A 15,007-nucleotide genomic window follows, 5' to 3' on the forward strand; every position below is an offset into this window, starting at 1 on the left:
GAAGATCATGGAGTATTGTAAGCGCAGGGATGCATAAAGTAGATAGAAGAGATATAACAGGAAAGGAAGCGATACTGTGAAAATTACAGTTATACATGGTCAGAACCATAAGGGGAATACGTATATGATTGCGCATGAACTTGCGGAAAAGATCGGCGGGGAGGTGACGGAATTTTTCCTGCCGCGTGATTTTGATGAACCATGTCTCGGATGCTGGACGTGTTTTAACAAGGACCTGACACATTGCCCGCATTATAAGAAGCTCAAGCCTCTTATGGATGCGATGGATGAGGCGGATGTAGTAATTCTGGCAAGCCCGGTATATGTGTATCATGCGACCGGGCAGATGATGGCCTTTCTGGATCATTTTGGTACGAGATGGATGGTGCACCGGCCGGATGCACGTGCCTTCCAGAAGCAGGGCGTGGCGATTGCGACAGCTGCCGGCGGTGGCATGGCGAGCACGACGAAGGATCTTTATCACAGTATGTTTTTCTGGGGCTATCCGCGGATCTACCGCATGGGATTTGCTGTCAGGGCAGCGAAGCCATCCGAGATCCCGGAAGATATCCAGAAGAAGATCCACCAGGAGACCGACCGGATGGCAGCAAAGATCCGAAAAAATCATGCCCCATTCAAACCAACACTCAAGACCCGCATGTGGTTTTCGATGATACGCTGGATGCACAAAGCATTCTGGAAGTTCGAGCCGGATTATGGCTACTGGGAAGAACATGGATGGCACGGTAAGAACAGGCCGTGGAAGGTGAAACGGAAGAAAAGAGGATAAAGAAATTATGGAACATACAATAGACCCTGTATACGACGAACACTCACGGATATTGATACTTGGGAGTTTTCCGTCAGTGAAGTCCAGGGAGCAGAAGTTTTTTTACGGACATAAGCAGAACCGGTTCTGGAAAGTGCTTGCAGGGATTCTGGGATGTGAGGTGCCGCAGACGATAGAAGAAAAGAAAGCAATGCTCCTTGAGCATCATATTGCTGTGTGGGATGTGATCCAGAGCTGTGAGATCGAGGGCTCTTCCGATGCGAGCATCCGCGATGTGGTCCCAAATGATCTGTCCGAAATACTGGACACTGCTGACATCCAGGCAATCTATACGAATGGCGGCAAGGCGTACGAGCTGTACTGTAAATATATTTACCCGGTAAATGGCATCGAGGCACATAAGCTTCCGTCAACCAGCCCTGCCAATGCAGGCTATTCCCTGGACCGGCTCAAAGAAGCCTGGTCACAGATTAGTGAGTTTAAATAAAAAAGCAAACAAAATCCCCATCCAATGTCAGCCTGATACTGACCGGATGGGGATTTCTGACTTAATTTTCTTTTTTGGTTCGTATATGTTTTTCCAATACAGGAATCAGGACATTCATATCAACAGGTTTGGCGACATGGTCGTTCATTCCGACAAAGAGCGCTTTCTGACGGTCTTCGGCAAAAGCATTGGCAGTCATGGCGATGATCGGAATGCTGGAACGGAATGGATCCTCTAACTGTCGGATCTTGCGGGTGGCGTCATATCCGTTCATGACGGGCATCTGAATATCCATGAGGATCAGATCATAAAAATCAGGTGCTGCTTTCTCAAGTTTTTCCACACAGGCAACGCCGTTGCTGACACGGTCGACAAGCAGACCTTCTTCACTGAGAAGTTCGATGGCGATCTCAGCATTCAGATCATTATCCTCAGCAAGAAGGATCCTTTTTCCTGCAAGAGTTTTCTGTGGGCGGTCGGATGAGGATTTCCTTGGCTCAGCCTCTTCTTTGCGTGCAGTGCGGCATGGAATACAGATCGTAAAAGTGGAGCCTTTTCCCGGACTGCTCTGGATCTCGATCGTTCCATGCATCAGGTCTACCAGATTTTTTACGATACCCATGCCAAGACCGGTGCCTTCGATACCGCTTATGGTAGAAGAACGTTCACGTGAAAAGGATTCAAAAATATGTGCCTGGAATTCCTCGGACATACCGATACCATTGTCAGCAATAGAGATTTCCATGTAACACCAGTCGGCATCTTCATGCGGCTTCTGAGTAAGACAGCAGTCGATTTTTCCATTCTGCCCGGTGTATTTGATGGCATTGCTGATAACATTGAGTACAATCTCGGACAGATGGGAACTGTCAATATAGACATAAGGATTTGCAACCTGCTTATGTACGGTAATAGTCTGGTGCTTTTCCTGAACTGCCGTATTGAACATGACGATGCAGGAGTCAAAACTTTCTTCAATGTTGCAGATGCTTTCTTCGAGAACGATCTGGTTGTTTTCAATCCGGGCAATCTCCAGGATGTTGTCAATGATGGAGAGCATTTTTTGTCCGCAGGTGCGGATGTTGGAAAGATACTCGCTTAATTTGTCTGGTTCATGCAGATGATTCCGGGAAAGCCCTGCGTAGCCGATGATCGCATTCATAGGAGTCCGGATGTCGTGTGACATATTAAAGAGGAATGCGGATTTTGCCTTGTTTGCAGCTTCGGCGGCAGCGGCAGATTTCCTGAGGAGCATCTGCTGTTCCCTGTCCTTCGCCCTCTGGTTCTGCAGAATGTGATAAACACAGACAAGCAGAAGCAGTGCAATGATGGCTGCGGCGATTGCGATCTGGAGAGAATTCCGGCTGCTTTTGCTCAGAAAAGTATAGGCAGATTCCATGTCCATTTCGATGCAGAGTGCGCCGATGATCTCGTTGGAGCCATCGGTTGCCTTGACGGGATAGCATGCTGTGAAGATATGTCCCCATGTGGTGTCAATGGTCTCCTGCGAATAAATGGTTTTGCCTGACAGTGTAGAATTAATGTAGGGAATCATTTCATCCTCTATGTAGGTTCCCGGATAAGCAAAATCAGAGGTATCAAGATCGAGGCCATCGACCAGATAGATCAGTTTTCCCTCAGAGTTGCTTTTGGCAGTGTAGAGATATCGGGTGGAATTCAGGCTTCGGATCTGGTTCAAAGTAGTTTGAAGTGTCTGATACCGCTCAGAGGACATATCATCAACCGTGTTGATGTCCGTAAAGTCGTCCCTGGTAAAAGTGTTGGAAACAAGTTTGTGGATGGCATCGGAACAAGTGATATTCTGGTCAACGTTTGCCTCCAGAGTGCTGGTACTGTAGCTTTTTTGCAGTAGAAAAGTATAAACTGCGATAAGAAATACAGCCAGCAGAAATAAAAAGATATAATTGGACAGATGATGGATCTGCTTTGAACCAGAAGATGTGGGAGCAGAATCTTTGTCTGCATGTCTGGGCTTGCTCATGAAAATACCTCATTTCAGTTTTACAAAAGGGGAAGATGATACGAAATTCCACAGATGTTTTATTTCTATTATAACAGGACAGAAACAATCCTGTAAACAGGAAAACACAAAATTGACTTCAACATAGTAAAGTAGTATATTAATAGAAATTAAAATGTGTAGCAGGAGGAATTTTTATGGGATCACTGTTGGATGCGGGGCAACGATCGATGTAAAACCAGAGCACGAAATGGAAAAAGTCCTCTTCGCGGCAGATGAGCTTACAGGGCTGATCTGGGCAGTCGCTCTGATGCGTCCGTCCAAGAGTACAAAGGACATGGAATTTAAATCCTTCAAGAAAAAATACAAGAGCAAAGGTTTTGCGGCAGGATGTTCCAGAGAGGTCATCGAGCGCGGGGCAGAGCAGATTGGATGGGAACTTCCGAAGCTTCTGACCATGACTCTTGAGGCGATGGCGACCTGCGAAGATGAGATCCAGGCAGAGATGCGAAGCGAAGAGTAAAACTGACGAAAAACAGACAGAAATATTTTCAAAAATAATCAAAAAAACGGGTTTACGAATACCAAAAAGCAGTATATAATATGCATTCGATTAAAGAAAAAATAAGGAGTGTAGAGATGAAATCAGCACAGAATGATATGACTGTCGGAAATCCGATGAAGATTATTTTTGGCTTTACCCTGCCGATTTTTATCGGTAATGTATTTCAGCAGTTTTACAATATGGCAGATGCTGTGATCGTTGGTAAGTTTGTCGGAAACAAGGCTCTGGCGGCGGTCGGCAGCACGGGAACGATCATGTTTCTGATCTATGGTTTTGTCGTGGGAATGACGGCTGGTTTTACTGTCCTCACGGCGCAGAAATTCGGAGCCGGTGATATGAAGGGCATGCGAAAGACAGTAGCGGGAGCAGGGATTCTTTCTTTTGTAGTCGGAGCACTTCTGACGATACTGTTTATGGCATTTATGAAACCGCTTCTGATCCTTATGAATACGCCATCGGATATTTTTGCGGACGCATATTCGTACATAATGATCGTCAGCGGCGGAATCCTGGCACAGATGCTTTATAATCTTCTGTCCAGTATCCTCAGGGCGCTTGGAAACAGTAAGCTTCCGCTTGTATTTCTTATTATAAGCGCACTTTTGAACATTGTCCTGGATCTTGTGTTTATCGTAGGATTCGGGATGGGCGCGAAGGGAGCCGCAGTTGCGACGGTTATTGCACAGGGCGTTTCCGGAATCCTCTGCCTGTTTTATATCATTGCGAAGATTCCGATTCTTCATTTGAAGCGTGAAGATCTGGATGTTGGAAGTACGATCTACAAAAACCAGCTTCGGATCGGAGTTCCGATGGCACTGCAGTATTCGATCACAGCGATCGGTACCATGATGGTGCAGTCTTCCTTAAATATCCTCGGATCAACACTGGTTGCAGCGTACACGGCAGCAGGCAAGATCGAGCAGGTGGTAACACAGGCATATGTGGCAATGGGAACGACGATGGCAACTTATGCAGCCCAGAATATGGGCGCCGGTTCTGTGAAGCGTATCCGTGAAGGATTCAAGGCATGTACGGTTATTGGTGTTGTATATTCCTTCGTGGCAGCAGGATTTATCATGACTGTCGGCAAATATATGACCTATCTTTTTGTATCAGAAGATGTTGATATCATTATGAATTCCGTAGATATTTATCTGAAATGTATCGGGATTTTCTTTATTCCGCTGGCAGTGGTAAATATTTACCGAAATGGTATTCAGGGACTTGGCTATGGACTCCTTCCGATGATGGCGGGTGTCGCAGAGCTGATCGGACGAGGCGTTGTAGCGGTGATCGCCGGGGCAAAGAGAAGCTATCCGGGTGTCTGTCTGGCAGGTCCGGCAGCCTGGGTGCTTGCGGGCGGCCTTCTGATCGTGATGTATTATTTTATCATGAATGTAAATATGAGAAAGATCTTTGGCACAAATGGCAAAGACCACAAATAAAAAAAATCAGGACAGTTTTCAGTCGGAACTGTCCTGATTTTTTTTGTTCTTTTTGGGGATGCGGTGCAGATAAAACTGAGAATTGTTGATTCTCTGAAGGCGGTAGTGGTCTTTCATGGAGCGGTTCATTTCTTTTTCGAGGAGAGCAAGATCTTTGGCAGAGCATTCGTCTATGTGATAAAGAAATTTTTCTCCGTAGTCGGCTTCCTCAGAGGACAGAAACTGCACTTTGGAGCGAAGCCCCTGAGAGAGAAGTCTGGTGTAGGCTTTGCCGGTATTCTGGTTTGATAAAGTCCTCTGATGGTCAGTGGAATCCTGGCCGTCGCTGTCAGAGCTTTTTTGCCGCTGCAAAAAAATGGCATGTCCGGAGAGAAGGACTGCCGGGAGCAAAAATACCGGAAGAACCTCAGAAGGAAGGATCTTTGCTGCCCCGGAAAACAGAAGCAGGAAAAACAGGATCAGATACAAAGCTCCGGAAAGCAGGTTCAGTGACAAAAAACGCCATCCGAAGATACCCAAAAGGGAGGCAGTGACCGCCAGAAAAACATCCAGATAGTTCAGAAGAGACGGTTTTGGATACTGAAAAATCTGCATGGAAGCACCCGCAGCAATTCCTGCCAGAAGAAAAAGAAACAGAAAAGCATGGATCAGTTTGCGGAATTTTCCTGTTTCTCTGCCAGGTGAACAATGCTCCCATAATTCTACTTCCAGTTTATCGGCGAGTTCTCTTGCAGCTTTTGTGAAGGTATGGTTTGTCATGACCACAGCACGGTCACAGTCATAGAAGCGAGCCCCGCTGTATGCTTCCTGTACCGCCTTGTTTCCGACTGGAGCAGAATAATATTTACACTGTATGCCGTATTTCACCCCTGATTTGTATGCGATCACATCAATCCCCTGGTCGCCGCTTGGTGGTGTAACGCTTACTTTGCGATAGCCCTTGGTTTTGAGAAATGCCGCGCAGCGGTGTTCAAATTCAAATCCATCCTGATAGTTCATAAAAAACTTCCTCTTTGTCAGTCTGTATAGTATGAAGCTATTTTAGTAAAAAGAGTCTGATTTGTCCAATGATTTTTAATAAAAACATAAGTAGTAATAAAAACTATATAAACTAGAAAAAGATTCAGCAATACATTGACATCACAATTACGAAAGAGTATACTATCAAATAGTTTGATAATCAAAATAAATGATAGATGGGAGAAATCAGGATGAATACAGATAAAAGCACACTCAAAGAACTTCGCATTGGAGAAAAGACGGCGCAGCTTCCGATCATCCAGGGCGGTATGGGAGTCGGGATCAGCCGGAGCAGTCTTGCCGGAGCGGTAGCGCGAGAGGGCGGCGTTGGGGTGATCTCGACGGCACAGATTGGATATGATGAAGAGGGATTTGAGCAAGATCAGGCAAAATGTAACCGTATCGCGATAGGGAAGCATGTAAAGAAAGCAAAAGAAATCGCGGGCGGCAGAGGACTTGTCGGGGTCAATATCATGGTGGCATTGAAACATTATGAGGAACATGTCCGGGAATCGGTGAAAGCAGGCGCAGATGTGATCATCAGCGGAGCGGGACTTCCGATGGATCTTCCGAAACTGGTGAGCGAAAAGTCAGGAACGAAGATCGCACCAATCGTTTCTTCCAGGCGTGCGGCGAATCTGATCCTCAAAATGTGGGCACACAGATACGACAGGACAGCAGATTTTATTGTGATCGAAGGACCGAAAGCAGGGGGACATCTTGGATTTTCCAGGGAGCAGCTGGCAGATATAAATGCGTTGGATTTTGATGAAGAAATCTGCAGGATCATCGAATGCAAAAAGGAATACGAAGAGAAATTTGACAGAAAGATCCCGGTGATCGTTGCGGGAGGGATTTTTGACCGGGCAGATATTGATCATATGATGGGACTTGGCGCAGATGGTGTGCAGATCGCAAGTAGATTTGTGGCGACAGAGGAGTGTGATGCTTCTGACGCGTACAAGAGAGCCTACATTGAGGCGGAGGAATCTGATATCCAGATCGTACAGAGCCCGGTGGGAATGCCGGGACGTGCGCTTCGAAATGAATTTATCCGGCATCTGGAGGCAGGAAGAGAGCCGATCCGTAAATGCTACAATTGTCTGGAAAAATGTGACCCGCGCAAAGTCCCGTACTGCATTACAAAAGCACTGATCGAGGCAGTGAAAGGAAACCTTGATAAGGGACTGATCTTCTGTGGAGCGAATGTTGGAAAGATCCATGAGATGACGACCGTTCATGAACTGATGCAGGAACTGGCATATTAAAAAAAGAAGTTAAACAGTGCAAAAAACAGGCAGCATTTGATCTTGTACAATAACCAGTCATAAAAGACGGGGGACAAGATCAGTGCTGCCTGTTGATTTATCGTTCCATCATGCTGATGGACTCAATTCCGACACTTCCGCCGCGAACAACTTCGATGTATTTGAATTCTTCTTTGATCAGTTTGACAACGGCATCGTTTTTGGTTGCAGTCTGGACAAACTCAAGAAGAAGGCTGTCCTTGCCATAATCGATGACTCTTGCCTTGAAGGTCTCTGCGATCTGGAAAAGTTCCACCTTGTCTGCTGCAGAGCATTTCTTGACTTTGATGTAAAGAATCTCTTTCATGCGGACGAAGATATCTGTAAAGTCAATGACTTTGATGACTTCGACCATGCGGTTTAACTGCTTTTTGATCTGTTCAAATGTTTCATCGTCGCTGACAGTTGCGATCGTCATTCTGGAGATTGTAGGATCCTCAGTGGTTCCAACGGTAAGACTGTCCAGGTTATAGGACTTTCCGGAAAAAAGCCCGGAGATCTTGGAGAGTACACCTACCTGGTTTTCTACATAGAGAGAGATCCATCTTGTTTTCATTCCTTTATCCATATCCTGATTCCTCCTAACAATCCATGATCATATCTGCAAGTGTTCCACCTGGTTTGATCATAGGATAGACCATTTCCTCCGGATCGATCAGAAACTCGATGATCGTAGGTCTTTTCTTATTTTTCTTTGCTTCTTCAAAAGCGGCGGCGATTTCTTCACGTTTGGAGACGCGGATGCCTTTGGCACCATAGCTTTCGGCGAGTTTGACGAAATCCGGTGTGTATTCCGGATATTCTTCACCATCAGTACGGCGGGAGAGGGCACCGGCTCTTAAGTTGGTCATTGCGTAACGTTTGCCGTAGAATAATTTCTGCCACTGGCGTACCATTCCGAGATAAGTGTTGTTGAAGATGCAGCAGATGATCGGTAATTCTTCCAGAACTGCAGTTGCGAGTTCCTGAATGTTCATCTGTACACCGCCGTCACCGGAGATGGAGATGACAGGAGTATCCAGATTGCCGATTTGTGCACCGATCGCACCGGGGAGGCCATAGCCCATGGTGCCGAGACCGCCGGACATGATGAGCTGACGTTTCTCAGTGATATCGACAAACTGAGAAGTAAGCATCTGGTGCTGTCCAACGTCGGTGACGATGATCGCGTCATCAAACTGTTCGTTGATCGCTGCAAAAATATCAAGAGGTCCCATAAGCGGGCGATTTTTCATGGTAAGTGGATGTTCGTTCTTCCATCCTTCGATTTCGGAAAGCCATTTTTTGGTACCGCAGTTGGTAACGTATTCAGCCATTTTTGTGATCGCTTCTTTGGCATCGGCAACGATCGGAACATCTACGTGGATGTTTCTGGAAATAGATGCGGTATCAATATCAATATGAACGATCTGCGCGTTTGGTGCAAACTCGTGGAGCTTGCCGGTGATACGGTCGTTGAAACGGGTTCCGATGGAGAACAGGAGGTCACAGTTGCTGACTGCCATGTTTGCAGCATAGGAACCATGCATTCCAAGGTTTCCGATGAATAACGGGTGCTTTGTGGAGATCGCGCCACGTCCCATGACAGTTGTAACGACTGGAACCTGTGTTTTCTCAACTACAGTGGTAAAAATCTCGTTTGCGTGAGCGATATTTACACCGCCGCCTGCGAGGAACAGAGGCTTCTTGGCTTTCTGAAGCATCTTGAGGGCTTTTTTGAGCTGGCCCATGTGAACGCTGGTGTTTGGTTTGTAGCCGCGGATATTTACACTCTTAGGATATTCTGCGCTTCCAAGTTCAGCCATGACGTCCTTAGGAAGGTCGATAAGAACAGGTCCCGGACGGCCGGTTCTTGCGATATAAAAAGCTTCTTTGATGATGCGGCCGAGGTCCTCACGGTTACGGACGGTTACGCCATATTTGGTGATGCTGCGGGTGATCCCTACGATGTCAACTTCCTGGAAAGCGTCGTTTCCGATCAGATGTCTGGCAACCTGGCCGGTAAAACATACGAGAGGAACGCTGTCATAGTTGGCAGTTGCAAGTCCGGTGACAAGGTTGGTAGCACCAGGACCGCTGGTTACAAGACATACGCCGACTTTGCCGGTAGTTCTTGCATAGGCATCTGCTTCATGGACAAGTGCCTGTTCATGGCGCGGAAGGATAATGTCGATCCCGTTCTGTCTGTATAATTCGTCACTGATATCGATGGTGCATGCACCAGGATATCCGAATAAAGTTTCAACACCTTCTTCTTTTAAGGCTTTTACTAAAAGCTTGTTTCCTGAAATCTGTTTCAAATAAAACCCCTCCTTTGATAAAAAAGATTCTGATACCATAAAAAAAGTCCCAAGCATATAATATATGCTCAGGACGGATAAATCCGTGGTACCACCTGATTTCAGAGAATACTCTCCCTCTGTCAGTACATGATCATACTGCTTTCCTGTAACGTGGAAACTACGTTGAAGCCTACTGTATGATTCTGATGAGATCATGGTTCAGTTCACTGCTCGGGGACTACTTCCATAATTCTGTCACGAAGGTTCACACCAGCCACCTTCTCTCTGGGCATCCTGAAATCATGTACTGCTTCCCGTCACTGCATTTAAAGATATTTGAAAATTTATGATAATTATACGGGAAGCAACAGAATTTGTCAACGAATAACTTGGATTTTGGGTTCTTTTTTGGTAGAATAGGGGGAGTTAAAAAGAAAGAAGAAATTTTATGCAGGAAGAATTACAGACAATGCTGAAGGACTGCCATCTCTGTCCGAGAAACTGCGGCGTGGATCGCCTGGCGGGCCAGAAGGGATTCTGCGGCGTGGATGCAGGGATCATGGTAGCACGGGCTGCCCTTCATATGTGGGAAGAACCGTGTATTTCAGGAAAAGAAGGCTCCGGGGCGGTGTTTTTTTCCGGCTGTTCCCTGGGATGTGCGTTCTGCCAGAACCGGACGATTTCCAAAGGGCAGAGCGGTAAGGTGATCACAGTGGAGTACCTTGCAGAACTTTTTCTGGATCTGCAGGTACAGAAGGCAAACAATATCAATCTGGTGACGGCGGGACATTTTCTGCCGCAGGTGCGGGAAGCACTGATCCTTGCGAAAGAGCAGGGGCTTACGATCCCGGTGGTGTACAACAGCAGTGGATATGAAAAAGCCGAGATGCTGCGGTATCTGGAGGGGCTGGTCGATATTTATCTTCCGGATCTTAAATATCTGGAGGCTGACCTTGCGGGGAAATATTCACATGCAAAGGATTATCCGGAAGTTGCTATGAAAGCACTGGAAGAAATGGTTCGTCAGGTCGGAATGCCGGAGTTTGACGAGCGGGGAATGATGAAAAAAGGTGTGATCGTGCGTCATCTGCTTTTGCCGGGACATGTACGGAATTCCAAAAAGGTACTGGAATATTTATATGGGACTTATGGTGACCAGATCTATATCAGCCTGATGAGCCAGTACACGCCGATGCCGGCGATGAAAGACGATCCGCAGTTATCCAGAAAAGTTACGGACAGAGAGTATGACCGCCTGCTCGACCATGCGATCTCTCTTGGAGTGACGAATTGTTTTATCCAGGAGGGTGAGACGGCAAAAGAAAGTTTTATACCGGAATTCAACGGAGAAGGAGTATAAATGACATCAGAAAAGAAATTCAAAAACAATAAGAAAAATTACAAGGCAAAGTCTGCCACGAAATCACTCTGTCCAGTGCATGGCAAATGCGGTGGATGTCAGCTACTTGACATGCCGTATGAGCAGCAGTTAAAGAGAAAACAGACAGAGGTTGCGAAACTTCTGAAGCCATACTGTCAGGTGGAGAAGATTATAGGAATGGATGATCCGTTCCATTACAGAAACAAAGTTCATGCCGTTTTCGGTCATAAGAAAGACGGTACCGTGATCTCAGGAATCTATCAGGAGGGAACGCATTTTATTGTGCCGGTTGATGAATGTCTGATCGAGGATCAGAGAGCAGATGCGATCATCCGTGATATCCGCGGGCTGCTGAAATCTTTCAAGATCAAAACTTATAATGAAGACACGGGATACGGTCTGTTTCGTCATGTGCTGATCCGTACCGGCTATCACAGCGGACAGATCATGGTAGTTCTGGTACTCGGTTCTCCGATCCTGCCGTCCAAGAACAACTTCGTCAAGGCACTGCGTAAGCTTCATCCGGAGATCACGACGATCGTTCTCAATGTAAACGGACAAAAGACAAGCATGATCCTTGGCGAGAAGGAAACGGTTCTTTATGGAAAGGGTTATATCGAAGATGAACTCTGCGGAAAGACTTTCCGTATTTCCTCCAAATCTTTCTATCAGGTCAATCCGGTTCAGACAGAGAAACTGTACGGCAAAGCAATCGAACTGGCAGGACTTACCGGCAAAGAGCGCGTGATTGATGCATACTGCGGAATCGGAACCATCGGTCTGATCGCCAGCGACAAGGCAAAAGAAGTCATCAGCGTGGAACTGAATTCCGACGCCGTGCGTGATGCGATCGCAAATGCGAAACGCAACGGAATCAAAAATGTCCGTTTCTACAACAACGATGCAGGCGTTTTCATGCGCCAGATGGCAGACGCCGGAGAAAGCGCAGACGTTGTCTTCATGGACCCGCCGAGAAGCGGAAGCGACGAGAAGTTCCTCTCTTCCGTGATCACCCTGCACCCAAAGAAGATCGTCTACGTCTCCTGCGACCCGACAACCCTCGCACGAGACCTCAAATACCTCACCAAACACGGCTACAAAGCCCGCCGCGTCATCCCCGTAGACATGTTCCCGGCGACCGAGCATTGCGAGAATTGTGTGCTGCTTGAGAGAAAATAACAATAAAAGATCCAACGGCTGATAAAACAGAGGGGGCACAAACTATGATCACATTAAACGATTACCTATATTCAGGAGATACGCTTCTGCGGATCCTTCATAATTATTCGGGGGATCTCCGCAGGGATGCGCGGAAGAGCAGGAATGAGATCGATCTGGCGCATTGTAATTTTTTGCTGCAGATCACGGAGCTTCTGGAACATAATGATTTCCTTACTGCGCAGTCTCAGAAGATTCGGGAATTTTATAAGTATATGGCGAGGGAGTATCCGTTTCTGGCGTTTACGTTCAAGGGCAGGATCAAATCCCTGATCCGTGCGGAGGAGAAATTCAACGGTTATATTGTAGAATATATTTATGATTATCATATGGAACATGGAACTTATCCATCCGTTTCCGAGATCAAAAACCGCCTGACCTGTTTTCGTGACCTGATCGCTTACCGGATTGTGATCTCCATGCCGAGATGCCATCTCAAGAGCGAGCAGGACAGAGAAAAAGTAGAAGAGAAGTATCTCTATGAGATTGCAAATGTACTTCCGGCCTTTCTGGAAGAACGTGGATTTACGGTAGAGTCAGCGAGAGGGATCATGGAGAGTCCGTCAGAGTTTCTGAATGATGAGGTCCGTCCATATTACCGCGACTATGTTGCAGGAAAAACGCCGCAGGATTATCGATCACTACATATCACATTGTATGATAACAGTTCCAGATGTTTTATGGAGGTCCAGCTCCGGACAAAGTCCATGGACGATGTGGCTGAGATCGGACCAGCAAACCATCTTGGCTATGAGAAAGGACAGGACGAGGCGAGAGCAAGGAGAGATGCGATCCCGGAGGGAGAGTGCATTTATTTTGATGAGGCGTATGAAAGAGGGATGCGTCTTCAGAAACTGGAACTTTCGAAGCTTGATGTCAATATGTTTGCAGCAGTGAACAACAGCCTGATCAATGACGGATGCGGCCTGTACAGGGGAAGACTGATCCTTCCGTATGAGCATCTGTCACGGTTCCAGAACGATCTGATAGATTAGAGAAAAAAACTGGCATGTCCCATTGCAATATAATAAGAAAAGCCCGTTTCCGGCAGAATCAATTACTGTGATTGCCGGAGCGGGCTTTATTATTAGGATAATCAGGATTCTTTGCTTTCGTCAGGTTCCTCTGCATCTTCAACAGCAGGTTCTGGAAGATAGACATGTACCCGTTCGATACGGTTCTTGTCAAGCTTGTCGACAACCAGTCTGACATTGTCAGTGGTGACAACTTCATCGCCATCCTCTGGGAGCCGGTCGAGATGTTCGATGATCAGACCGCCGAGAGAATCATAATCCTCGGAAGTAAATTCCGTATGAAGATGATCGTTGACATCGTCAAGGCTCATGGAGCCCTCAACAATATATTCCTGATCGGAAATTTTCTTGATGAGTTCGTCTTCGTTCTCGTCGTATTCGTCGTGAATCTCACCGACGATCTCCTCAAGGATATCCTCGAGGGTGATAAGACCGGTCATCTCGCCGTATTCGTCAAGAACGATAGCGATATTAAAAGTAGATTCCCTCATTTCCACGAGAAGATCAGAGATATCCTTGTATTCATAGGTAAAATGTGGCTTACGGAGAAAGTTCCTGATATCAAAAGGATCATCCTGATTATAAAGAAGAAGGTCCTTCATATTGATGATACCAACGATATTGTCCTGTGTGTCCTCATAGACTGGAAGACGGGTAAATCTGTCTGTACGGAAAATATCGATCAGTTCTTCGTAAGTATTGTTTACGTTGGCAAAAGTTACATTGACACGGGGAACCATGATGTCCTTGGCATCTGCATCTCCGAGATCGAAAACGTTGTAGATCATTTTTTTCTCGTCGGATTCAATGACGCCATCTTCGTGGCTGACATCCACGATGGTACGGAGCTCTTCCTCGGTCATGGCTTTGTTGACAGCATCCGGATCTACATGCAGGATGTACAGGAAAAATCTGGATATCAAATTGATCACAAAGATCACGGGTGTCATGAGAGTCATCAGAAAATGAATGACAGTGATATAACGCAGGGTAAGCTTTTCGGAATTAAGTGTTGCATAGTTTTTTGGTGTGATCTCTCCGAATACCAGGATCGCAACTGTCAGTGCCAGCGTTGCAATGCTGACCATGTAGCCTCCCAGGTGATATGCAAGTGTAGTTGCAAGCGATGATGCATATACGTTTACGATGTTGTTACCAATCAGGATCGCACTGAGCATCTTGGGAGTCTTATTCTCCAGAATGTCCAGGGCAAGAGCTGCTCGTCTGTTGCCGTCATCTGACAGGGTACGAAGCCGGATCCTGTTTACAGACATCAGTGCTGTCTCAATCGAAGAGAAGAAAGCAGAGAGTGCCAGCAAAACAGCAAGTACGATAAATTGGTAAGTGTCACGTATGTCCACTTTAAATGTTCACTCCTTTGGTGTTTTAATAAAAATAAAATAAATACCTTAATGGTAAAAATATGCATTTATTATATACTGTTTTTATTACTTTGGCAAGTTTTTATAAAAGAGCATATACAACGAAAAAACTGCC

12 protein-coding genes, 1 pseudogene and 1 other annotated feature are annotated in these 15,007 nt (G+C 46.2%); of the genes and pseudogenes, 8 read left to right on the top strand and 5 right to left on the bottom strand.

Annotated elements, in window-relative coordinates:
• Positions 1 to 76: 76 nt before the first annotated feature.
• Both DWX28_RS00220 and DWX28_RS00225 read left to right on the top strand, forming a co-directional pair.
• Positions 77 to 790 carry a flavodoxin family protein gene (locus DWX28_RS00220; RefSeq protein WP_118251325.1) on the top strand — a complete coding sequence of 238 codons (714 nt, stop codon included), beginning with the start codon at positions 77 to 79 and terminating at the stop codon, positions 788 to 790.
• Positions 791 to 797: 7 nt separating this feature from the next.
• Positions 798 to 1,277, top strand: a complete 480-nt coding sequence (locus DWX28_RS00225) for a DNA-deoxyinosine glycosylase (protein ID WP_118251326.1) — start codon at positions 798 to 800, stop codon at positions 1,275 to 1,277.
• A gap of 61 nt (positions 1,278 to 1,338) precedes the next feature.
• On the opposite strand, the gene DWX28_RS00230 is transcribed toward DWX28_RS00225, so the two are convergent.
• Entirely contained in the window at positions 1,339 to 3,279 is a 1,941-nt protein-coding gene (locus tag DWX28_RS00230; protein WP_118251327.1) for a hybrid sensor histidine kinase/response regulator, read from the bottom strand.
• Between the two features lie 175 nt (positions 3,280 to 3,454).
• Here DWX28_RS00230 and DWX28_RS00235 point away from each other — a divergent pair.
• Positions 3,455 to 3,781: pseudogene (locus DWX28_RS00235) on the top strand (hydrolase); the annotation flags it as partial.
• A gap of 116 nt (positions 3,782 to 3,897) precedes the next feature.
• Positions 3,898 to 5,268, top strand: coding sequence for an MATE family efflux transporter (locus DWX28_RS00240; protein ID WP_118251328.1), 1,371 nt, complete (start codon positions 3,898 to 3,900; stop codon positions 5,266 to 5,268).
• Between the two features lie 18 nt (positions 5,269 to 5,286).
• On the opposite strand, the gene DWX28_RS00245 is transcribed toward DWX28_RS00240, so the two are convergent.
• Positions 5,287 to 6,267: a restriction endonuclease gene (locus DWX28_RS00245; protein ID WP_022215572.1), complete on the bottom strand. Its 981-nt coding sequence runs from the start codon at positions 6,265 to 6,267 to the stop codon at positions 5,287 to 5,289.
• A gap of 212 nt (positions 6,268 to 6,479) precedes the next feature.
• On the opposite strand from DWX28_RS00245, the gene DWX28_RS00250 reads away from it, so the two are divergent.
• Positions 6,480 to 7,556: an NAD(P)H-dependent flavin oxidoreductase gene (locus DWX28_RS00250; protein WP_118251329.1), complete on the top strand. Its 1,077-nt coding sequence runs from the start codon at positions 6,480 to 6,482 to the stop codon at positions 7,554 to 7,556.
• 97 nt (positions 7,557 to 7,653) lie between these two features.
• Here the strand turns inward: DWX28_RS00250 and ilvN are convergent, their stop codons facing one another.
• Both ilvN and ilvB read right to left on the bottom strand, forming a co-directional pair.
• Complete coding sequence (gene ilvN, locus DWX28_RS00255; protein WP_022215574.1) at positions 7,654 to 8,163, bottom strand: acetolactate synthase small subunit; 510 nt, start codon at positions 8,161 to 8,163, stop codon at positions 7,654 to 7,656.
• 13 nt (positions 8,164 to 8,176) lie between these two features.
• Positions 8,177 to 9,895 (bottom strand): biosynthetic-type acetolactate synthase large subunit, encoded by a 1,719-nt coding sequence (gene ilvB / locus DWX28_RS00260; protein WP_118251330.1) that lies wholly within the window; start codon positions 9,893 to 9,895, stop codon positions 8,177 to 8,179.
• Between the two features lie 66 nt (positions 9,896 to 9,961).
• Positions 9,962 to 10,207: a binding site (T-box leader), on the bottom strand.
• Between the two features lie 118 nt (positions 10,208 to 10,325).
• On the opposite strand from ilvB, the gene DWX28_RS00265 reads away from it, so the two are divergent.
• The 3 genes from DWX28_RS00265 to DWX28_RS00275 are packed head-to-tail and all read left to right on the top strand — an operon-like array spanning position 10,326 to position 13,471.
• Entirely contained in the window at positions 10,326 to 11,237 is a 912-nt protein-coding gene (locus tag DWX28_RS00265) for a radical SAM protein (RefSeq protein WP_022215576.1), read from the top strand.
• A complete protein-coding gene (gene rlmD, locus DWX28_RS00270; RefSeq protein ID WP_118251331.1) occupies positions 11,238 to 12,437 on the top strand; it encodes a 23S rRNA (uracil(1939)-C(5))-methyltransferase RlmD in 1,200 nt (399 codons plus the stop codon).
• 44 nt (positions 12,438 to 12,481) lie between these two features.
• Positions 12,482 to 13,471, top strand: a complete 990-nt coding sequence (locus DWX28_RS00275) for a guanosine polyphosphate pyrophosphohydrolase/synthetase (protein ID WP_022215578.1) — start codon at positions 12,482 to 12,484, stop codon at positions 13,469 to 13,471.
• 101 nt (positions 13,472 to 13,572) lie between these two features.
• Here DWX28_RS00275 and DWX28_RS00280 read toward each other — a convergent pair whose 3' ends face one another.
• Complete coding sequence (locus tag DWX28_RS00280; RefSeq protein WP_118251332.1) at positions 13,573 to 14,871, bottom strand: HlyC/CorC family transporter; 1,299 nt, start codon at positions 14,869 to 14,871, stop codon at positions 13,573 to 13,575.
• Positions 14,872 to 15,007: the final 136 nt, after the last annotated feature.

The organism is Blautia sp. AF19-10LB (genome assembly GCF_003461245.1).
In the GTDB taxonomy this organism is placed as follows: domain Bacteria; phylum Bacillota; class Clostridia; order Lachnospirales; family Lachnospiraceae; genus Blautia_A; species Blautia_A intestinihominis.